Genomic DNA, 20124 nt, shown 5'->3' on the forward strand with positions numbered 1-20124 from the left:
CGCCTATTCGCGGTTGAAGTGCAGGTAATTATTGTTGAACATCGCGATCCGCTTCAGCTTTTCGAGGTCGAGGATGCGCAATTGGCGGTCCGCCAGTTCGATCAGCTCCATGCGCCGCATTTCCTGCAATGTCCGGTTGACGTGAACCAGACTGAGGCCGTTGGCTTCGGCAAGATTATGTTGGGTGATCGGGAAGTCGAAACAGTGATCCTGCGCCTGACCGACCGCCTTGAGCCTCGAATAAAGCTCGACGAACAGGTGTGAAAGCCGCTCCACCGGAGTGCGCTGGCCAATCGACAGCAGCCATTCGCGCTGGATGCCCGATGCCACCATCTCGTGCCACAGCAATGCCCGCAGCAGGTGCGGACGTTCATCGATGACCTGCTGGAACTGGTGCGGCAGAAGCTCGAAATATCGCACCGGGGTCAGCGCGCCGATCGAATGGTCGAGCTCGCTCAGGATATAGACGCTCAGATCGCAGAAATCGCCGGGCAGGAAGAAGGCAACGATCTGACGCCGACCGTCGGGCAGGTCCTTGTAACGGCACGCCCAGCCCGAAACCAGCAGGCGGATAACGCTGGGGTTTTCCCCCTCGCGCGCCAGGTCGGCGCGCGCTTCTTTGGTGCAGATCGGCCCGACTTCCAGCATCGTTAGTGCCGCGCGATCTTCGGCAGTGAGCGGCATGTACCGGCTGAGCAGACGAAAAAGCGGCTCTATCCCCGCAGAGACCAGTTCGGTCATTGGTCACCCCTCATGATTCGCCGAGGCCCACCACCCCGGCAATTTCCAATCATAGATGCTTTTTTTCAAAGCGCTGGAGTGCTGCGACTAGTTGCACCTAACGCAAGTTATAATGAGTTCGATGGTCGGCGGCTTGCCAGCTTTTCAGTAGGTTGCCGGCGGATCGCTGGCGGGGAAGCTCTGGTCGACGGCTTGGTCCACGTCCGACCATTTTTCGGTTGGCTTGTCGCGCATCGCCTCCGGACCAGCATCACGCACGGCATTGGAGCTATCGTAGCTTTGCTCGTCGTCGAACGCGGCGTGGCGCTTGCGGCGGCTCTTGGAAAGCTGGTTAACCGCAAAATAGCCGGCGGCCCCTACGGCCAGAAGTTTTACAATGGCAGACAATTTCGCTTCCTCTCGGCTATGGAGTAAAACCGGCCAATGCGCGGTCCGGCGCTGGGTCGTCCCTCACCTGAGTTAGGCTGCACCGCGCCTGGCAGATGGATCGGCCCCGCTATGCGTCAGGCCGAAGGAGCAGAACCCTAACCTGGGTTAGAAAGCCTTTTGCCGTGTTCGCGTAAGGCCATCCGATCTTGTCCCGCGATTCTGCCCGTTTCTGTTGTTTCAGGCCCGCTCGCGCAGGCATTTCCACGACATGTGATCACGGGACGACACGCTACCTGATGCGCCGCGAGAGTCACGCCCATGCCGAATGATCCGCGCGCGCACGGCCACCAGAACCCGCTCGGCGAGAATATCTTTCGCGCTGCCTTTCAGGCATTCCCCGCCGCCGCCTGCATTCTCGAACCGGCCGGAGATGATAGCGAAGCGAATCGTGACTGGCGTTGTGTCGCCGTCAGCGATGCCATGCAGACCATGTTCGAAGGCGATGAACTGACCGGTCAAACCTTGCGCGGACGATTTCCCGCGTGGGCCGACGAATGGTGCGCCAGTTGCGAACAGGTGCTGGCGGACGGTAAGGAACACCTCAGCATTTCCGCAGGATCGCAGGAATCGCAGCTGTTCGAAATTGCGCTTTCCCGGCTGCCTTGCGAAGGGCGCGATGCCGTTATTGCAAAGGTGCGCGATGTCTCCAGCGAATATGCGGCTCTGGCAAGCCAGCGCCAGATCGACGCGCGTTACAGGACCTTGTTCAACGCCATCGACGAAGGTTTCTGTATCGCCGAGGTGCTGTTTTCCGAAACGGGCGAACCGGAAGACTACCGCTTTCTGGAAGCCAACCGTGCCTTTGTCGAGCATACCGGACTGAACGACCCCGTCGGCAAGCGCATCCGCGAAATGCAGCCTGACATCGAAGACCACTGGGTCGAAACCTATGGCAGGATCGCGCAGACCGGCATGGCCGAACGCTTCGAAAGCGAATCCTCCGCGATGGGTCGATGGTTCGATGTCTTCGCTTTTCCGATCGGCGATACGGCCCCATTTTTTGTCGGCATCCTGTTCGAGGATGTGAGGGAGCGCAAGGAGATGGAGCTGGCGCTGCGCCATAGCGAAAGCCGGCTGCATTCGCTGATCGATGCGACATCGGATCTGATCTTCCGGATGAACCCTGACGGTACCGATATCCAGCAGCTCGATGGACGCGGGCCGCTCGGCTCGGAAAAGAAGATCGCCAACCTGCTGACCGAACATATCCCGGCAGACGACCGCAAAGCGCTGAAGCAAGCGCTCAAAACCGCCATGCGGAACCGCGCGCCGCTGGCGATGGAGCACCGGGTCATCAATCCCGAAGGGATCATCCGATGGCTCAATTCGCGCGCCGTGCCGGTTCTGGATGATCGCGGTGAGATCACCGAATGGTTCGGCATGGCGACCGACATCACCGGCCGCAGGAAGGTGGAAGAGCAGCTCGCCCACGGCGCCCAGATGCTGCGGGTGGCGAGCGAGATCGGCAAGGTGGGGCTGTGGGACTGGAATGTCGAAACCGGTGATCTGACCTGGTCCGACGAACATTTCCGCCAGCAGGGGTTCGAAGTCGGCGAAGTCAGCCCGACCTTCGAGATCTGGGCCAGCGGGGTTCATCCCGACGATATCGGTCCGACCCGGGCGAAGCTCGACGAAGCCATGAAGACGGGCGAGGAATACGTGAACGAATACCGCGTAACCCACCGGGACGGCACCATCCGCTGGCTTTCGGGACGTGGGCGGTTCCTGTACGATCCCGCCGGAAAGCCCGTCCGGATGCTGGGTGCGATGATCGATGCGACCGAGCGCCGCCGTCAGGAAGAGTGGCACAAGCTGCTGGTCGCCGAACTGCAGCACCGGGTGCGCAATCTGATCGGCATGGTGCGTTCGGTCGCGCGGCTATCGGCGCCCAGCCATCGCAATGTCGATGAATATGTCGATCATCTGATCGGCCGTCTGCAGGCCATGGGCCGCACGCAATCCACGTTGACCCGGTCGCCGGGCGCCAAGGTCGATCTGGCCGAGCTGGTGCGCGAAGAACTGCTGGTGCACGCCGCACGGCCCGATCAATGCCTCGTAGAAGGGCCGGATGTGGCGCTGTCCCCGCACGCAGCCGAGATCGTCACGTTGGCCATCCATGAACTCGCGACCAATTCGATCAAATATGGCGCACTGGGCGACAAGGGATATATCCGGATCGTCTGGACCGTCAGCGATCGGGAGGCCGAAACCTGGGTGGCGCTGCGCTGGCAGGAAACCTCGCCCCACGGCAACCCCAAGCCATCGCGCAAGGGCTTCGGCCGCCGCCTGATCGAGGAACGGGTGCCCTACGAATTGCGCGGCACAGGCCGGCTCGACGTGCACGACACCGGCGTTCTGGCGCAGTTAGAATTTCCGCTCGTGGAAGGCCCGAGCATTCTCGAGACACGCAGCCACAGATTGGGCCGTATATGAATTCCGAGCCTCTTGCCGGCCGCCGAATCGTGATTGTCGAGGATGATTACTTCCAGGCGGAAGATTCCCGGCTGCTGCTCGAACGCGCGGGTGCGCAGATCGTGGCGATATCCGCGACCACTCCGAATCTGGCGGAACTGCTGGCTCAAGGGTCGGTCGACGCGGGCCTGATCGACATCAATCTGGGGCAGACCCATTCGCTGGATTTCGCGCGCGCGCTGCGCGATCATGCGATTCCGTTCGTGTTCCTGACCGGATATGATGCGGGAATGCTGCCTGACGATCTGACGGACGGTCCGTGCATCAGCAAACCGGCGGACGCAGAAAAGATCGTCGCCGAATTGTGCAACCTTATCCCCCCGCGCAACTGAACCGACCGCCGCGCCCGCGCGTGATATAGCGCGGGCGTGGCGGTCGGTCAGGCAGGTCAGGCGGCGATCGCCTTGTAGTTGACGAGCATATCCTGATTATCCGTGCGCGGCGCGAGATAGGCGCTGTCGAACCCGGCGACCTGCTGCAATTCGCGCAAGTCGAGGATCGTCATCTGCTTTGATCGCAAGGTGATCAGCTTCTCGTGCCGCAGCTGCTGGAGCTTGCGGTTGATGTGAACCGGGGTCAGGCCGAGCACATCGGCCAGATCATCCTGCGTCAGCGGAAAGAAGAACTGGTTGCCCTGTGCCCCGTCCACCAGCGCGAGCCGGAAATGGGCTTCGCAGATCAGGTGGGCCATCCGTTCGAGCGCATCGCGGCGCCCGACATTGACCGCCCAGGATGCAAGAATGGCATTTTCCATGCAGCCGTAGTTGCGCATGGCTTCGCCGATCGCGGGGTAGCGTTCGATCGCGCGGTTCATGTCGGCATGCGGAATGTTGACGATCTGGCAGGGGCTCAGCGTGATGACTTCTTCGATCGCCACCGCATCGGGCGAGGAATCGAAATAGAAGGCATCGCCCGGCAGCAGCAGCCTGGTGATCTGGCGCGCGCCGTTGCGAAGGATCTGGTAGCGGGCGGCCCAGCCGCTCAGAATAACGGGAAAGGTGACGATCTCGTCGCCATCGCGGGAGAGGTACTTCTTCGCCGGGATTTCCCGCGGATTGCGGCAGAGTTCTTCAAGAACACCGATTTCGCTCTGGGAGAGTGCTGCGGCATGCGACAACCGTTGCAGGAAGGCGTTGGTCATAGAAGTCCTCCTCATAATAAGCATGAGGGGGTAGTGTCCTAGGAGTTGGCCGTGCGCTCCTGCTCAAATGTTATTCGCGGTGTTGATTCTTGTGCAACTCACCGTGGAAACAGGGCGAACCATCGGGCGCCGGGCCGAACGTGATGTAATACGATGACATTTACCTAGGATGATATCGTCCAGCGAATCGGTCTGCGCCCTTTTATCGCGGCCGATCAGGCTGATGCCGGACTTTTGTGGCCCGGGTGCAGCTTCGCACGGAAGGGCAATCTGCGACTTGTGAATCCCCGTGTCGACCAATCGGGCGCACCCGGCGATGGGGCGCGGCGGGTGGGTAATACAGGATAGTCGCCCCTCCCGATGCCCATGTCAGGTTCAAGCAGAACCGAAGCGGCGGCCCGGTCGCCCCTTTCCGGTTCTCACTTGGGAAAGGAACAAGACATGGCAGACGAGCGCAATCAGAATCGCGAAGGCCAGAACGAAGGTGGCCGCAATCAGAACCAGCAGCGTCAGCAGGGCCAGCCCGGCCAGATGGAGCAGCAGGATCGCCAGCAGGGCCGCGATCAGGACGATAGCGGCCAGCGCGCGCAGGGCGGCCAGGCCGAGCAGCGCGGTTATGGCGGGCAGGGCGGGGTAACCGGCGGATACCAGCCGGGCTCGCAAGGTTCGCAGGACCAGCAGCGTGAAGGCCAGCAGGATCAGGGCCAGCAACGTCAGGGCCAGCAAGGCCAGAGCGAAGGTCGCCCGTCCTCCTCCAGTGGTTCGAGCAGCTCGGAGGGTTCCGGCAAGTCCGGCTCCTCCTCGAGCTGATCGACGTGGCGGCGGGCAAGCGCCCCTGCCCGCCGCCACACCTCTATCCAAGCAAGATCGCGCAGACCGGGAGAAACCGATGCACCGTCAATCGCGCCGTTCATGGCCGAAACTCGCCGCTTTGGGAATCGGCCTCGTGGCGATTCCCGCGGTGGCCTTTGGAGTGGCGAGTTCCCGCCGCCGTGCCGATATCCGATCGGACAACGCCCCCGGTTTTACGGCCCGGCGTTCCTTCGGCAGCTTCGATGTGGTCGGCCGCAGCGTCACGATCCGAAAACCGCGGGACGAACTTTTCCGCTTCTGGCGCGATTTTTCCAACCTTCCGGAGTTCATGGAGAACCTCGACAAGGTCGTGCCAGACGACACCGAGTCCGGGCGCAACACCTGGTTCATTCGCGCCCCGGCGGGCAAGACCTTTGCGGTCGAAACGCGGGTTGTGCGCGAAATCGATAATGAACTGATCGCCTGGCGTTCGACCCCCGAATCCGAGATCGAGACCGAGGGCCGTGTCACTTTCGAGGATGCGCCGGGCGAGCGCGGCACCCGCGTCGGGCTGATCATCGCCTACAAGCCGGTCGGCGGGGTGGCGGGCAAGATGCTTGCCAAGCTGCTGCGACGATCGCCCGAACTACAGGCCCGGCACGACCTCAAGCGGTTCAAGATGCTGTTGGAAACCGGCGAGATCTCCACCTCCGCGCGGTGCCGAACCGATCACGGCGCAACGCAGCAGGCAAGCAGTCACACAGATCGAAACGAGGAGCAGGCATAATGCGCGCGTTGACATGGCAAGGCACTCAGGATGTGCAGGTCGACACCGTCGCCGATCCCGAGATCATCAATCCGCGCGATGCGATCATCAAGGTCACCTCGACCGCGATCTGCGGCAGCGACCTGCATCTTTACGACGGCGTCATCCCGATGGTGAAGCCCGGCGACATCCTCGGCCATGAATTCATGGGCGAGGTAGTCGAGACCGGCGCCTCCAGCACCCTGCAAAAGGGTCAGCGTGTGGTCGTCCCCTTCACGATCAGCTGCGGGGGCTGCTTTCACTGCAAGATCAGCCAGTTCAGTGCCTGCGAGAACTCCAACCCGGTCGAAAAGCAGGACGCCTCCGAAATGCTTTACGGCCATCCAATGGGCGGCATTTTCGGCTATTCGCATCTGACCGGGGGCTATTCGGGCGGGCAGGCGGAATATGTCCGCGTGCCGTTTTCCGATGTCGGCCCGCTCGCGGTGCCCGATCACCTTGATGACGATCAGGTTCTGTTTCTGTCGGACATTCTGCCGACAGGCTGGATGGCGGCGGAGAACGCCGAGATCCAGCCCGATGACACCGTGGCGGTATGGGGTTGCGGCCCGGTCGGTCTGTTTGCCGTGCAATCGGCGCTGGCGATGGGCGCGGCGCGGGTGATTGCGATCGATCACTATCCGCATCGGCTGGCGCTGGCGCGGATGCTTGGCGCTGAAACCGTCGATTTCCGCCATTCCAACGTGCGCGAAGCCTTGCTGGAGATGTCGGGCGGCATCGGCGTGGACGCGGTGATCGATGCCGTCGGGATGGAAGCGCACGGCTTTGCGATCGACAACATGATCGATGTCGCCAAACAGAAGGTCGGCGTCGGCGCCGATCGTGCGAGCGCGCTGAAGCAGGCGATCCTTGCGGTGCGTCCCGGCGGGCGGGTGTCGATCCCCGGCGTCTATGGCGGCATGACCGACAAGTTCCCGCTCGGCGCGCTGATGGAGAAGGGGTTGCAGATCCGCACCGGCCAAACCCATGTCCAGCGCTACCTGCACGATCTGCTCGCCAAGATCGAGGAGGGGGCGATCGACACGACCTTTCTGATCAGCCACCGCCTGCCGCTGGAAGAAGCCGCTTACGGTTACAAGTCCTTCAAGGAAGAGCAGAACAACTGGATCAAGGTGGTACTGAAACCCGGCATGGATGCCTCGGGCGCAGCGAGCCGCGCCTGATGGCGGCACGATGGTTAACGCGATTTCACCTAATAGCGCGAAAGGCAATTCAGGTTAGAGCCAGATTTGGTCCCGGGCCGCAAAGCCAAAGGCACCAGGAGGCCCCGATTCTTTCTGGCAAACGCTTTTACCGGATGCTGTGCGCTTTGACGCCCGTCCGGTGATTGCCCCATACTCCCCCGCCCAGCGATGGGCGGGGGTTTTTTGTTTTTGCTTGTCGTAAAGCCGGATTGCGCCATTTCGGCGGCGGTTTCACGCCCTTGGACGTGGGCCTCGCCGGAGCCGTGCAGATTTGCGGAATGCAGACGCGAAAGCGCCCGCAAGGGGGAAGGATGGAGCCGAGGGGGCTCGCGGGGCACCTTCTCCTGCTTGCGGGCGCTACCCCGATCCGGGCCAGGCGGGTCGCGAACTGGCGGGGACGGGGATAGGGTGTCAGCCGGACATCAGCCGAGATCGACCCGGTCGAAATAGTTGCGGTATTCGACGCTCATGCGCTGGCGGGCTTCCAGCGGTGCGTTGCGGATCACGTCCGGCAGCCAGCTGCCTTCTTCCTGATGGATGTGCTGCTGAACGGCGCTTTCGATGTGATCGAGCTTTTCGATCCATTGCTCGCTACCCGGTTCGAGCTTTTTCAGCTCCGCCAGCTGCACTTTGGTCATGGCGTGTTCTTCGTAAGCCATCCCGGCATGGGTCTTGCCGCTGTTCTCGGACACTTCGGGATAGATCACCGCCTCTTCCGCCATGGAGTGGGCATTGAGCAGCAGGCTCAGTTCGGTCACGGCTGCCTGCGCTGCCGGGCCCGATGCGCTGCGCGCCTGCGCGAAGAGTTGCTCGATCTGCTTGTGCTGGCGAAGAATGTCCTCGGCGAACAGCTGGCCTTCGGCCATTTTTTCGAACCCGATCCGCCTTTCTCTCCGCTCCTCCTCGGAAGCTGATGGAGCGAGTGTGGCGGCTATACGATCGATGAAGGACATCGAGAAAACTCCTGATCCGGATTGAACACTTGTCGAACTGCGTTGCAGGCTAGCAGTCAGACGAAGCCCATCCATTTCCTAGCTTGCTATCTCGCGTTAGGGCGCGGCGTTGTTCGGCTGATTGCGCGGAAAATGGGCGACTTAACGGTTCTGCCGAAGGCCCTGCGCGCGACTGGAAATCTCGCCCCCGCGAGGGCCGTTCCATCACATGGGCTATATCTTTGCCGCGCCGGGTGCGCGATCCGACAGCCCAAGGGGGGTATGATCGCACGCGGACGCAAATTCGTTTTCGGCGATGTGTCTTTGCCAGAACGAAAGGGCAATCCAATGCGCCGCCTGATCGCCATTTCGAACCGCGTGCAAGTCGATCACGAAGGGGAAACCGCCAATCGCGGCGGGTTGGCGGTCGCTCTTGCCGCAGCCTTGCGCGAAAGCAACGGCATCTGGTTCGGCTGGTCGGGCGAATTGACCGAGGAATTCACCGGACAGATCACCTTTCGCCGCGCTGAAGGGGTGGCCACCGCCACCATCGATCTCGAGGCGCAGGATATCGAGGAATATTACAACGGCTTTGCCAACCGCACCTTGTGGCCGCTATTCCATTACCGGCTCGATCTGACCGAGATCGCCCGCGACTATGCCGGCGGCTATGCGCGGGTGAACAGCCGGTTTGCCGACACGGTCGGGCCGCTGATCGAACCGGACGATCTGATCTGGGTGCATGATTACCATCTGATGCCGCTGGGTCAGCAACTGCGCGAGCGCGGGTTCGACAACCGGATCGGGTTCTTCCTCCACACCCCGTGGCCACCGCCCAGCCTGCTGGTATCGCTGCCGGATCATCGCAAGCTGGTGGAAAGCCTGCTCAGCTATGATGTCATCGGCTTCCATTCGCACGAGTGGCGGCAGGCCTTCATGGATTATGTGACGGCGCATCTGGACGCGCGGCTGGAGGGCGACCGGGTGATTTTCGGCGGCCGGTCGTCGCTGCTGCTGATCTGTCCGATCGGGCTCGACACGGAGGAATTCTGCGCCGCCGCCGGTACGCCTGCCGCGGTCGAGGCCGAAACCCGGCTGATCCACAGCGCGGTGGGCAAGGCTGTCATCGTCGGTGTCGACCGGCTGGACTATTCGAAGGGGCTGCAGGAACGCTTCTCGGCGTACGAGCTGCTGCTCACCACCCGGCCCGAACTGCGCGAGAAGGTGTTTCTGCTGCAGATCGCCCCGCCTTCGCGCGGGGATGTTCCCAGCTATCAGCAGATCCGCGCCGAACTCAACAGCCTGTCGGGCAGTATCAATGGCGAATTTGCGGCGACCGACTGGGTGCCGGTCCGCTACGTCAACAAGGGCTATTCGCGCGACCAGCTGTTCGGCATCTACCGGGCGTCGCGGGTCGGACTGATCACGCCGCTGCGCGACGGCATGAACCTTGTCGCCAAGGAATATGTCGCCGCCCAGGACCCCGCCGATCCGGGCGTTCTGGTGTTGTCGTGCTTTGCCGGTGCCGCGGCGCAGTTGACCTCTGCGGTGATCGTGAACCCGCACAGCACAGAAGACATGGCGGACGGGATCGCGCGCGCCTTGGCAATGCCGCTCTCCGAACGCCGGGCGCGGCACAAGGCGATGCTCGAATGCGTCGAGAAGGAAGATGTGCGGTGGTGGTCGAAACGCTTCATGGAAGCATTGATTGCCGAAGATGCCGCTGTCGGCCCGGCACGATCGCCCGCAGACGCCGCACAGGAGTGAAATCCGGGATCCTTAATGAAAACGGGCGACCGCAGGGCCGCCCGTTTGCCGGTGTGCAATGTGCTGCGTCCTAGATGCTCGCGCTAGACGGTCGGGTTCGTCCGATTGTCGCGCCCCGCTTTGCTATCATGCTCCGCCGCAGTCGGCGCATCGCTGCGCTGCTTGCGGTAGCGATTGAGCACGAACGCGCCTGCGCCGATGGCTGCGAGTCCGGGCAAGGCCACGCGCGAGAGCACGAACGGAAGCGCGGTGGCGATCACCGTTCCGGCCGCGCCGCCCACAGCCGGTGACGACTTGGCGAGCTTCGCGCCGAGGGCAGCGCCGATGACTTTTCTGATCATGCTTGGTCTCCTTGAAAACGGAACGTGTGTAGAACCAACCGTGCCGCACCAAACTTGTTCCGCTGCGCGCGCTGTACTGCTGTCCTCGCAGGTGGAGCGGAACATTTTGCTTCCGCTGTTGCTCTACCCCGCTGTTCCCCCCGCGCCGCCCTGCGTTCCGATTGTCAGGACGCGCAGCAGCAAGACGGACAAACTGATGATCGAACGCCCCTATCGAACCGGCATAATCTGCCGTTTTCCGACCGGAATCGACCCCCTCGATGCCGCGATCAGGCGGATTTTCGACCGCATCGCCGCCGAGCAAATACCTGCAGAGTTTAGTGTGCTGGCCGCCAAGCTCGGCGATGAACGGGAGAAAATAAGGGAACAAACAAATGTCCGAGACAGCATCAGTCGCACTTGCCGGGGACGATCTTGAATCCTTCAAGGATCACATGGTCACCCTGATTCCCTCGCTCCGCGCCTTCGCTCGCGGGCTGTGCCGCCACCGCGAGGCGGCCGATGATCTGGTGCAGGAGGCGATGATGCGGGCGTGGTCATCGCGCGACAGCTTTACGCCGGGCAGTAATCTGCGCGCATGGATGTTCACGATTCTGCGCAACCACTTCTACACCACCATCCGCAAGGACGGCCGATCGGTCACCTGGGATCCGGAAGCGGCCGAACGCATCCTGATTCAGGAGCCCGAGCAGGAAATGCCGATTCATCTCGAAGACGTGGAGCGGGCGCTGCTGGAACTGCCCGACAAGCAGCGTGAGATGCTGCTGCTGGTGGCGGGCAGCGGGCTGACCTATGAAGAGGCCGCGCAGATCGCGGAATGCAACATCGGCACAGTCAAGAGCAGGTTGAACCGTGGCCGTGCAGCGATTCGTGCTGTGATCGACGGCGCGCAGGCAACCACGATGGTGCAGTGACGACGGTACAGTGACGACAGAACGGCGCGCCAATTGATTGAACCGCGCCCGAATTAACCAGCGGGCCTGCCTTGATCGCAAGCCCGCCGGTCAATCGATCATCCGACTTCGCAGGTCGTTCCTGGCCGCCGCTCGCCGCCGGTCATTCGGGCCGGGGCGAGGGCGACCATGGTCGCGGTGCTGCGGTCTTTCATGATCTGCGCCTCCGGCTCAGCGCACCGAGCCGCGACGGAACAGGTTCACGATCGCCAGCAGAACCAGCGCGCCGATAAAGGACGCCACCAGCGACATGATGTCGAAGGAACCCGAGGTGATCGGTGCTCCGCCGATGAGCGGCGTGATGAGAAATCCTGCCAGCAATGCGCCGACGATCCCGACGACGATATTGAGGAAAATTCCCTGGCTGGCATCGGTCCGCATGACGATGCTCGCCAGCCATCCGAGAATGCCGCCCACGATTATGATCAGTATGAAAGTCATTTATCCCGTCTCCTAACTGAGAGGCAGGGTTGAACCGCATCGGACACAGTTTGTTCCATTAGGGCGCGATCACCTGCCGCCGCCTCTCCGGGACGAATCGTCTGACTTATGTGAATGGCCGCGCCCTGCGCTCCCCCTATCGCAGCGGTGCAGGAACGGGACGGGAGTGCGAGATGGCCACCACAAGAGAAACGCAGCAGGGACAGGACCGCAAAGGGCGCAGCGGCGGGCATGTTGCCAATCACTGGATCGCGGTGCGGCTCAACTCGCTCGCTCTGCTGGCACTGTACACCTGGCTGATGACGGCCTTGTTCCTGTTGCCCGATCTTTCCTTTGCCGGGGTGCGCGGCTGGCTGCGCCATCCGCTCAATTCCGTGCTGATGATCCTGCTGATCGGCGTGAGCTTCTGGCATTCCAAGGATGGATTGATGGAAGTGATCGACGATTACGTCCACCAGCCGGTTGCGCGCGCGATCAGTATCGCGGCGCTCTATACCTTCATCGTTGGCGGCGCGCTGTTCGGAATATGGGCAGTGGCGAGGATCGCGCTGCTTTCGGTCTGACACGCACCGGTTGCCGCCGCAGGCAAAACCGCACGGGCCGCTGACGCGGAAATTCTCGATACGGATCGGAAAAATGGAGCGGGCGAAGGGATTCGAACCCTCGACCCCAACCTTGGCAAGGTTGTGCTCTACCCCTGAGCTACGCCCGCTCACTGGCGCTGGCTGCTATCGTCACGAAGGGCGGTAGCTGCCGGAGAGGCGGCGCGATTAGCAGTGCCTTGCCAAGCCTGCAAGCGCAAAATGGGCAGGGTGCGAAGCGTGATCGGCATGCGCTTGACCGGCGGTGCAAATGCGCGCTTCACATTGGGCAAAGATGCCCCACATTGGGCGGCACAATCCTTAACGACGCACAACGACAGGAGCATACCTTGGCCAGCACGGGACTGAGCATTGACGAACAGAAGGCCGTCGAACGCTTCCGCAAGGACGTGGTCGATCCTTCGCAGACGAAGCTCGTCATCCTCGATTTCTGGGCAGAATGGTGCGGGCCGTGCAAGGCGCTCACCCCGGTGCTGGAAAAGATCGCGGCTGAATACGCGGACAAGGGCGTGGTGCTGGCCAAGATCAATGTCGACGAGGAACAGTTCATCGCCGCGCAGTTCCAGGTGCGTTCGATCCCTACGGTCTATGCGATGTTTCAGGGCCAGCCGGTGGCCGATCTGACCAGTGCGCGCAGCGAATCGCAGCTGAAGGCGGCGCTCGATCAGTTGATCGCGCAATTGCCGCTCCAGCCGGGGGCGGACGCAGGCGCGCCGAAAGGCCCCTCGCCCGAGGAACTCGCGCAATATGTGAAGATGGGCGAGGAAGCGCTGGCCAGCGGCGATCCGCAACGCGCGGCGGGAATTTTCGCGCAGATCACCGAATTCGCGCCCGATAACGCGCCTGCCCACGCCGGGCTGGTACGGGCACTGGTACAGATGGACCAGATCGACGAAGCGGGCCGCGTGATGCAGGCGATAGAAACCGATCCGCGGCTTGCCGCCGATCCTGCCATCGCCGCCGCCCGCAGCGCGATCGAGCTGGCGGGCACGCGCGTCGATGATGGCGAGCTTGCCGCTCTGCGCGCCGCAGCAGAGGCCGATCCGGCCGATATGGACGCGCAGTTCGCCTATGCCGAAGGCGCCTTTGCTGCCGGTCAGCGCGATGTGGCCGCCGACACTCTGCTCGCCATGGTCGCCGCCGACCGCGAATGGAACGAGGGCGCGGCGCGGGCCAAGCTGCTGAAGATTTTCGAAGCGATCGGGCTGGAGGATGAATGGGTGGTCACCGCCCGTCGCCGCCTGTCCAAGATCCTGTTCGGCTGAGGACGCGATGACCAAACGCCTGTCGATATTCCCGCTGACCGGAGCCGTGCTGTTCCCGGGACTGCAATTGCCGCTCCACATGTTCGAGCCGCGTTACCGCGCGCTGGTGGGTGACGCGCTGATCCGCGACCGGCAGATCGCGATGATCCAGCCGCAGCGTTCGGTGGAGGGCGCGCCGCTTTACAATGTCGGCTGTGTCGGTCGCATCGGCGAATTTCAGGCGATGGAGGACGGGCGCTATAACCTCGTTCTCGAAGGCATTGCCCGCTTCCGGCTGGTGCGCGAACTCGATGTCACCACTGCCTTCCGCCAGATCGAGGCGGATATCTATGACGAGGACGAGGACGAAACCCTGTCCCACGCCCAGCGCGGCGGATTCGAGCGGGAGGCGCGGCTGTTTGCCGAAAATCAGGGCTACAGCGTTGACTGGGATTCGGTCGAGCGGCTCGATGATCGCACGCTGATCAACGGCGTATCGCAGATCGCGCCGTTCGATCCGGCGAGCAAACAGGCGCTGCTGGAGGCCGAGACGTTGACCGATCGCTGCGAATTGCTGGTGCAACTGATGCAGTTCTACGGCCGCCACGACGGCGGCGAGGAAATCGTTACGCTGCAGTAGAGCGTTGCCAGCGCGTCAGTTCTCGATCAGCACGAATGGTGCCCAGATCGCAGGATGGCTTGCGCCTTCCATCCCGCTATCGCCAATCAGCGCCAGCTGCGCCTGCCGCAGCGCCCCCGCCCGGCTTTCGCCCGCGTTCACCGCCTCAAGCGTCCGCACGCTGAGCCAGGCCGCCGCATCGTCGCGCACCCGCCAGTGCGACAGCAGCAGCGCGCGCGCCCCGCTTTGCGCGAAGGCGGTCGCCAGCCCCGAATAGGACGGCGCGCCGTCGCTGGCCCCGCTGGCGGTGTTACAGGCCGACAGGATCACCCAGTCGGCATCGATCGTCAGCTGCGCAATCTCGCTTGCGCCCAGCAGCCCGTCCTCGCCTGCGGTCGGATCGCTGGTGCCGAGCAGCAGTGCAGGCTCCCACAGGCCCGTCATTTCGCCTGCCACCAGCCCGTGCGTGGCGAAGGCCAGCACGTCGAGCCCGGCCAGATCGGCGCGCTTGAAGCGTTCCTCGGCGGCATCCGGCCCGATCAGCAGCATACGCCCGTCTGCCGGGAACGCCTCCGCCAACCCGCGCAGCTCCTGCGCCGCAGCGGGCAGGGCGGGCAAATCACCGATCACGCCGCGATCCGGGCGGCCGCTGCGGAACAGTCCGGCAAGGCGCGGTGCGTTGTCGGCAGAGGCGCCGGGCAATTCCACCCCGCCGACACCGACGAAGCGGCGGCTGCGCTGCGGCGCGCGCACCGGCTGCTCCGGTTTGAACAGCGCAAGATTGCTCACCACCTGCACGCTCGCTGTACGGACCAGCCAGGGCGCATCGGCGAGCGGCCCATCATGCGCCTGCGTGGTCAGCAGGGCGACAGGCAGGCTGGCGAGTCGCTCCCCGCCATGGACCAGCACCCGGCGCGCATCGCCCAGCCCTTGCGGAAGCAGATCGCGGAACAGGGCGTGCGCGGTGCCGAGCGGGAAGCTGGTCAGCGCCGGATCGGGCAGATCGACCGCTTCGCGCAAGGCCGCAACCTGCTTGCCCAGCTGTGCGGTGTCGAGTGTCGTCCAGCGCAAGCTGTCCTTGCCGATCGCCAGCACCCACGTCCGCGCCTCGCCTTCGACCGGGGCGAGCAGCAGGTCACCGTCCTGCATCCGCGCGCGCAACTGGGCGAGGGTCAGCGGCTGCGGGCGGTAGCGCGCGACGAAATCGGGAAAGCGCTCGGTCAGCTCGGCTTCGGCGGCGCTGGCGGCGTTGTCGGCGGCGGCCAGCTTTCGCGCCAACCCGTCACGATCGGCGATTTCATCGAGCTGCGCCGCCTCCAGCCGCGCGCGCAGTTCGGCGGTGGTGCGGGCGAGATCGAGCAGCCGTGCCCTGAGGGCCAACGCCCCATCCTCGTCGCCGCCATCCGCAGGCTGCGCGAATTGCTGCCCGCGCGCCAGTTCGGAGATGTTCGCCAGCTGCATCGAGCGGACCATCCGCTCGTCGTCGGCCAGATCGGCGGCCAGCGCGAGGTAGAGCAGCGCCGCCTCGCGGTGGCGCTGTGCCTCGCGCACCAGCGCCCCGTCAGACACCGCGAGATCGGCGAGCTTGCTTTCGAGCTTGTCCATCGCCGCGTCGGCGAGCGTGGTCACGTTGGCCACGTCCTCACCCGTCAACTGACGCAGGCGGGCGAGCAGCATTTCTGCCCAGATGCGGTCTTCGTGGGCCGCGATCAGATCCGATTGCATCACCGGCACCCATCGTTCCGCCTCGGCGCGGGCAGCCGCAAGATCGCCTTTGCGCAGCAGCCATTCGGCGCGGTACAGGTGGATATGCGCCTGTTCCGCGCTGTCCTGTTCAAGCGCGGCATCGGCGCTTTCGAGCGATTTGTCCGACAGCGCGAAATAGCGATCCCACTCGCCCCGCCGCGCGGCGAAATCGGCCAGCTCGGCATAGAGATAGGCGAGCGCGAACGGGTTTTCGACTTCGCCGGTCGCCTCGTAGATTTCGAGCGCGCGGCGGTTCAGTTCTTCGGCGTCGGCCTGCTGTCCGCTCGCCTTCAGTGCGGTAGCGAGGTTGCGCATGGTGATCGCGGTGCCGCTCGCCTGTTCGCCGACGGTGGCGATCCGTACCGCCATCGATTCGCGCAGCACCGGGATCGCCTCGCGGAAAATGCGGTTCTCGATCAGGGCATTGCCGAGATTGTTGAGCGCAATGCCGAAGGTGGGGTGTTCGGGCCCGAGATATTCGCGCGCCAGCGCCTCGGCCTTGCGCGCAGCGACGAGCGCTTCGGCGGTGCGGCCCGATCGGCCCAGCACGCTGGCGAGCGAGGCCATGCGCACGACCGGCAGCGGATTGCCGGGCCGCACGAAGTCGAGCTGCTGCTCCGCCGCTTCGCGCAGGTAGGGCAGCGATTCCTCGATCCGCCCCTGCCGGTAATAGACATAGCCCAGCCCGAACAGCGATGATGACACGGCCTCGCCGCGTTCCCCCTCGATACCGCGGCGGATCGCGAGCGCGCGGCGGTGATCGGCCTCGGCCTCGGCATAGCGCCCGATCGCGGCGAGGATCGAAGCGCGGTTGTTATAGAACCCCGCCAGTTCATCGGGCGGTGCGCCTCCTGCTTCCAGCAGCGGTCCGGCGCGGCCATAGGCCGCTGCGGCGGCGTCGAAATCGCGCAGGTAGAAATGCGCGGCGCCCTCGGCGGATTCGAGCAGTCCCAATTCGGTGGCAGGCAGCCCGCCAAGCGCGGTGATGCGGCGGCGCAGGTCGGCGATTTTGACCAGATCAGCGGCCGGATCGGCTGACGCATCGCCTGCACCGAAGGCCTCGATCTCGGCGATAATAGCAGCCTGTTCGGTGCCAGTGGCGGCGGTAGGGATATCTTGTGCCAGCGCGGCAGGCGCAGCCAGAATCCCGAACCATAGCGCTGACGGCAAAGCCGCAGCCCGAAACGTAAACGGCATGGCGATTGTCCCCCCATTCACCTGCGCCGGGGACGATGCCAGAATTCTGCGGCAAGGCAACTGCGCTTGTACGCGCACCGGCGATGTCAGATGCCGAAACTGCCCTTCAGCCCGTCGATCACATATTGTGCGGCCAGCGCTGCCAGCAGCACGCCCAGCAGCCTTGTGATGACCGCTTCGACCTTGTCGCCCAGCAGCCGGATCAGCGGACCCGCCGCCACCAGCGCCGCCGCCGTAATCACCAGCACCGCCGCCAGCGCCGCCAGCACTTCGATCATTTCGGGCAAACCGTCGGCCTCGTTCATCAGCAGCATGATCGCCGCGATCGCGCCCGGCCCGGCCAGCATCGGCATCGCCATCGGGAACACCGAGACATCCTCGACCTCGGGGGTCGCGGCGATCTTCTCGGCGCGTTCCTCGCGGCGCTGGGTGCGCTTTTCGAACACCATGTCGAATGCGATGAAGAACAGCATCAGCCCGCCTGCGATACGGAAGCTGTCGAGCGCGATGTGCAGCGCGCCCAGCAATTGCTGGCCGAACAGCGCGAAGATCAAGAGGATGATCGCCGCGATAAAGGTCGCGCGCAGCGCCATGTTGCGCGCCTGCTGGGCGGTCGCGCCCTTGGTCAGCCCGGCATAGATCGGCGCGCAGCCGGGCGGATCGATCACCACGAACAGGGTGATGAAGGCGGACACGAAGAGCTCGGTAAAGATCATCGGCGGCGCATCACTGCCCGCCTGCAGGCGTCAGGCTTTGTTCGAACGCCTTCATCCAGCGGCCTTCGTAGAAATATTCGACCTCGGCATAGCGGGTGCCATCGTCGCGGTGCTCCCAGCGCCAGCGCAAGGTGCCGTCGCGGCTGAGGCGGGCATCGGCCTTGCCGTTTTCGCCGATCGGCATGGCAGGCGGCGGCGGTACCGCGCCGTCGCGCGGGCAGGAGGCGACCAGGCCCAGCACCGCGTCGATCGAGGTGACGACGATATCGCCGTCGTCGAACTGCTTTCGCGGCGGTGGCTGCGGCACGTCCGGCCCGCCCGCATCGAAGACATAGCGATATTCGCCGTCCGACTGCCGTTCCCATACGGTCACGAAATTGCCGACCATGCCCTCGGGATCGCGATATCGCCCCTGACTCACCGCCATCGCTCCGTCGCAGCTGATCGCTACGGCGCGCGGCTCCCACTGCACCGCTTCGGCGGGGTCAGCCTGACCGGCGAGGAAGGCGTCGACCGTAACCGGGCCGGAAGGCGCATGGATCAGCGCGCCGGGCGCCGCGAACTGGCGAAAGGCGGTCCATTGGCCCTGTTCCTGCGCGGCGCGGGCAAAGGCGATTTCGGCAGCGACAACGGTGCTCGGTTGCGCCGCGCCCGGTGCGCTCGCCAATGCGCGGTTGATCACAGCGGTCGTCGGCCCCCGGCGCGGTGCGGCGCAGGCGGTAAGCGAGACAGCAAGCGCCCCGATCAGCAGACCCGCCGCAGCGCGCTTCACAGCCCCTCCGGCGCAGGCAGGCCCGCGTGGTGGTGTGCGGCGATCAGCGTGTTGCGCAGCAGCACTGCGATGGTCATCGGCCCGACCCCGCCCGGCACCGGTGTGATCGCGCCCGCAACCTCCCGTGCCTCGTCAAAGGCGACATCGCCCACCAACCGGCCCTTTTCCTTGCCCGGTTCGGGCGGCAGGCGGTTGATCCCGACATCAATCACGGTTGCGCCCGGTTTGATCCAGTCACCCCGGACCATTTCCGCCCGTCCGACAGCGGCGACCACGATATCCGCGCGCCGCACCAGCGCGGGCAGATCGCGGGTGCGGCTGTGCGCGATGGTGACGGTGGCGTTGGCATCCACCAGCAGCTGCGCCATCGGCTTGCCGACGATGTTCGACCGCCCGATCACCACCGCATCGAGGCCCGACAGGTCATTGCCCAGCCGGTCTTTCAGCAGCATGATGCAGCCTAGCGGCGTGCAGGGGACGAAGCCCGGCTGACCCACCGCCAGCCGTCCGGCGCTGATGACATGGAACCCGTCGACATCCTTGTCCGGATTGATCGCGGCAATGATCGCCTGTTCGTTAAGATGCGCGGGCAGGGGCAGCTGCACCAGAATGCCGTCGACTGCCTCGTCCTGATTGAGCCGTTCGATCAGCGACAGCAGCGCAGGCTCGCTGGTTTCGGCGGGCAGGCGGTGTTCGATGCTCGCCATGCCGGCAGCGGCGCAGGCCTTGCCCTTGGCGCCGACATAGACCTGGCTGGCAGCATCCTCGCCCACCAGCACCACCGCAAGGCCGGGACGCCGCCCGGTGTTCTGCGCGAACGCCGTGGCCGCCGTGCCGACGCGCGCGCGCAGACCTTCGGCAAAGGCCCTGCCGTCGATCAGAGCCGCGCTGTCCTTCGCCTGTGTCGCCATCAATATGCCCCGGTCAGCCCGATCAGCACGCGGGTCAGGATCTGCAGGCCGAGGATCAGCACCAGCGGCGAAAAGTCGATCGCGCCGGTATTGGGCATGATGTTGCGGATCGGGCGCAGCACCGGTTCGAGCAGGCGATTGATCGAGTCGTACACCTGCCGCAGGAATTCGTTGCTGGGGCTCACCACGTTGAAGGCGAACAGCAATCCGATCACGAATTGGACGATGATCAGCATCACCAGCACATTGGTGAGCATCACCACGATATCGACGAGTACAGCCAGTCCTTGCATTACAT

At 64.0% G+C, this 20124-nt stretch carries 23 protein-coding genes and 1 tRNA gene; 10 read left to right on the plus strand and 14 right to left on the minus strand.

Going from position 1 to position 20124, the window contains the following annotated elements:
- Positions 1 to 3: 3 nt before the first annotated feature.
- Both Q0L48_RS07575 and Q0L48_RS07580 read right to left on the minus strand, forming a co-directional pair.
- The gene (locus Q0L48_RS07575) at positions 4 to 741 is read right to left on the minus strand and encodes a Crp/Fnr family transcriptional regulator (RefSeq protein ID WP_296719187.1); all 738 of its coding nucleotides are present in this window, start codon (positions 739 to 741) and stop codon (positions 4 to 6) included.
- Between the two features lie 144 nt (positions 742 to 885).
- Positions 886 to 1128 carry a hypothetical protein gene (locus tag Q0L48_RS07580; protein ID WP_296719190.1) on the minus strand — a complete coding sequence of 81 codons (243 nt, stop codon included), beginning with the start codon at positions 1126 to 1128 and terminating at the stop codon, positions 886 to 888.
- Between the two features lie 300 nt (positions 1129 to 1428).
- On the opposite strand from Q0L48_RS07580, the gene Q0L48_RS07585 reads away from it, so the two are divergent.
- Complete coding sequence (locus tag Q0L48_RS07585; protein ID WP_296719193.1) at positions 1429 to 3603, plus strand: PAS domain-containing protein; 2175 nt, start codon at positions 1429 to 1431, stop codon at positions 3601 to 3603.
- Positions 3600 to 3974 (plus strand): response regulator, encoded by a 375-nt coding sequence (locus Q0L48_RS07590; RefSeq protein ID WP_296719195.1) that lies wholly within the window; start codon positions 3600 to 3602, stop codon positions 3972 to 3974. Before Q0L48_RS07585 ends, Q0L48_RS07590 begins: the two co-directional genes overlap by 4 nt.
- Before the next feature lie 56 nt (positions 3975 to 4030).
- Here Q0L48_RS07590 and Q0L48_RS07595 read toward each other — a convergent pair whose 3' ends face one another.
- The 3 genes from Q0L48_RS07595 to Q0L48_RS07605 form a co-directional block, all read right to left on the minus strand.
- Complete coding sequence (locus Q0L48_RS07595; RefSeq protein ID WP_296719198.1) at positions 4031 to 4783, minus strand: Crp/Fnr family transcriptional regulator; 753 nt, start codon at positions 4781 to 4783, stop codon at positions 4031 to 4033.
- 375 nt (positions 4784 to 5158) lie between these two features.
- Positions 5159 to 5494: a hypothetical protein gene (locus Q0L48_RS07600; RefSeq protein ID WP_296719200.1), complete on the minus strand. Its 336-nt coding sequence runs from the start codon at positions 5492 to 5494 to the stop codon at positions 5159 to 5161.
- 2 nt (positions 5495 to 5496) lie between these two features.
- Positions 5497 to 5697, minus strand: coding sequence for a hypothetical protein (locus Q0L48_RS07605; protein ID WP_296719204.1), 201 nt, complete (start codon positions 5695 to 5697; stop codon positions 5497 to 5499).
- 32 nt (positions 5698 to 5729) lie between these two features.
- On the opposite strand from Q0L48_RS07605, the gene Q0L48_RS07610 reads away from it, so the two are divergent.
- Together Q0L48_RS07610 and Q0L48_RS07615 are read left to right on the plus strand one after the other, a co-directional pair.
- Entirely contained in the window at positions 5730 to 6362 is a 633-nt protein-coding gene (locus Q0L48_RS07610; RefSeq protein WP_296719207.1) for an SRPBCC family protein, read from the plus strand.
- Positions 6362 to 7564: a zinc-dependent alcohol dehydrogenase gene (locus Q0L48_RS07615; RefSeq protein WP_296719210.1), complete on the plus strand. Its 1203-nt coding sequence runs from the start codon at positions 6362 to 6364 to the stop codon at positions 7562 to 7564. Before Q0L48_RS07610 ends, Q0L48_RS07615 begins: the two co-directional genes overlap by 1 nt.
- A 443-nt stretch (positions 7565 to 8007) precedes the next feature.
- Here Q0L48_RS07615 and Q0L48_RS07620 read toward each other — a convergent pair whose 3' ends face one another.
- Complete coding sequence (locus Q0L48_RS07620) at positions 8008 to 8538, minus strand: hemerythrin domain-containing protein (RefSeq protein WP_296719213.1); 531 nt, start codon at positions 8536 to 8538, stop codon at positions 8008 to 8010.
- A 327-nt stretch (positions 8539 to 8865) separates the two neighbouring features.
- On the opposite strand from Q0L48_RS07620, the gene Q0L48_RS07625 reads away from it, so the two are divergent.
- Positions 8866 to 10284, plus strand: a complete 1419-nt coding sequence (locus Q0L48_RS07625) for a trehalose-6-phosphate synthase (protein ID WP_296719215.1) — start codon at positions 8866 to 8868, stop codon at positions 10282 to 10284.
- 83 nt (positions 10285 to 10367) lie between these two features.
- Here Q0L48_RS07625 and Q0L48_RS07630 read toward each other — a convergent pair whose 3' ends face one another.
- Entirely contained in the window at positions 10368 to 10625 is a 258-nt protein-coding gene (locus Q0L48_RS07630; RefSeq protein WP_296719218.1) for a hypothetical protein, read from the minus strand.
- Between Q0L48_RS07630 and Q0L48_RS07635 the strand changes: the two genes are divergently transcribed.
- Together Q0L48_RS07635 and Q0L48_RS07640 are read left to right on the plus strand one after the other, a co-directional pair.
- Positions 10609 to 11043 carry a hypothetical protein gene (locus tag Q0L48_RS07635; protein ID WP_296719221.1) on the plus strand — a complete coding sequence of 145 codons (435 nt, stop codon included), beginning with the start codon at positions 10609 to 10611 and terminating at the stop codon, positions 11041 to 11043. The genes Q0L48_RS07630 and Q0L48_RS07635 overlap by 17 nt on opposite strands.
- The gene (locus Q0L48_RS07640; protein ID WP_296719224.1) at positions 11000 to 11539 is read left to right on the plus strand and encodes a sigma-70 family RNA polymerase sigma factor; all 540 of its coding nucleotides are present in this window, start codon (positions 11000 to 11002) and stop codon (positions 11537 to 11539) included. Before Q0L48_RS07635 ends, Q0L48_RS07640 begins: the two co-directional genes overlap by 44 nt.
- Before the next feature lie 210 nt (positions 11540 to 11749).
- Here the strand turns inward: Q0L48_RS07640 and Q0L48_RS07645 are convergent, their stop codons facing one another.
- Positions 11750 to 12019, minus strand: a complete 270-nt coding sequence (locus tag Q0L48_RS07645) for a GlsB/YeaQ/YmgE family stress response membrane protein (RefSeq protein ID WP_296719227.1) — start codon at positions 12017 to 12019, stop codon at positions 11750 to 11752.
- Between the two features lie 173 nt (positions 12020 to 12192).
- Here Q0L48_RS07645 and sdhD point away from each other — a divergent pair, with 173 nt between their 5' ends.
- Positions 12193 to 12582 carry a succinate dehydrogenase, hydrophobic membrane anchor protein gene (gene sdhD, locus Q0L48_RS07650; protein WP_296719230.1) on the plus strand — a complete coding sequence of 130 codons (390 nt, stop codon included), beginning with the start codon at positions 12193 to 12195 and terminating at the stop codon, positions 12580 to 12582.
- Positions 12583 to 12656: 74 nt separating this feature from the next.
- On the opposite strand, the gene Q0L48_RS07655 is transcribed toward sdhD, so the two are convergent.
- Positions 12657 to 12731, minus strand: a tRNA-Gly gene (locus Q0L48_RS07655).
- 219 nt (positions 12732 to 12950) lie between these two features.
- Between Q0L48_RS07655 and Q0L48_RS07660 the strand changes: the two genes are divergently transcribed.
- Together Q0L48_RS07660 and Q0L48_RS07665 are read left to right on the plus strand one after the other, a co-directional pair.
- Positions 12951 to 13886: a tetratricopeptide repeat protein gene (locus Q0L48_RS07660; RefSeq protein WP_296719233.1), complete on the plus strand. Its 936-nt coding sequence runs from the start codon at positions 12951 to 12953 to the stop codon at positions 13884 to 13886.
- 7 nt (positions 13887 to 13893) lie between these two features.
- A complete protein-coding gene (locus Q0L48_RS07665) occupies positions 13894 to 14505 on the plus strand; it encodes an LON peptidase substrate-binding domain-containing protein (RefSeq protein ID WP_296719235.1) in 612 nt (203 codons plus the stop codon).
- A 15-nt stretch (positions 14506 to 14520) separates the two neighbouring features.
- Here the strand turns inward: Q0L48_RS07665 and Q0L48_RS07670 are convergent, their stop codons facing one another.
- From Q0L48_RS07670 to Q0L48_RS07690, 5 genes are all read right to left on the minus strand, one after another.
- Positions 14521 to 17427: a CHAT domain-containing tetratricopeptide repeat protein gene (locus Q0L48_RS07670; RefSeq protein WP_296719238.1), complete on the minus strand. Its 2907-nt coding sequence runs from the start codon at positions 17425 to 17427 to the stop codon at positions 14521 to 14523.
- 86 nt (positions 17428 to 17513) lie between these two features.
- The gene (locus tag Q0L48_RS07675; protein ID WP_296719241.1) at positions 17514 to 18143 is read right to left on the minus strand and encodes a MarC family protein; all 630 of its coding nucleotides are present in this window, start codon (positions 18141 to 18143) and stop codon (positions 17514 to 17516) included.
- Positions 18144 to 18153: 10 nt separating this feature from the next.
- Entirely contained in the window at positions 18154 to 18915 is a 762-nt protein-coding gene (locus Q0L48_RS07680; protein WP_296719244.1) for a hypothetical protein, read from the minus strand.
- Positions 18912 to 19826: a bifunctional methylenetetrahydrofolate dehydrogenase/methenyltetrahydrofolate cyclohydrolase FolD gene (gene folD / locus Q0L48_RS07685; RefSeq protein WP_296719247.1), complete on the minus strand. Its 915-nt coding sequence runs from the start codon at positions 19824 to 19826 to the stop codon at positions 18912 to 18914. Before folD ends, Q0L48_RS07680 begins: the two co-directional genes overlap by 4 nt.
- The gene (locus Q0L48_RS07690) at positions 19826 to 20119 is read right to left on the minus strand and encodes a YggT family protein (protein ID WP_296719249.1); all 294 of its coding nucleotides are present in this window, start codon (positions 20117 to 20119) and stop codon (positions 19826 to 19828) included. The genes folD and Q0L48_RS07690 overlap by 1 nt, the downstream gene beginning before the upstream one ends.
- Between the last annotated feature and the right edge of the window lie 5 nt (positions 20120 to 20124).

The organism is Erythrobacter sp. (assembly GCF_024305245.1).
Classification (GTDB): Bacteria; Pseudomonadota; Alphaproteobacteria; order Sphingomonadales; family Sphingomonadaceae; genus Erythrobacter.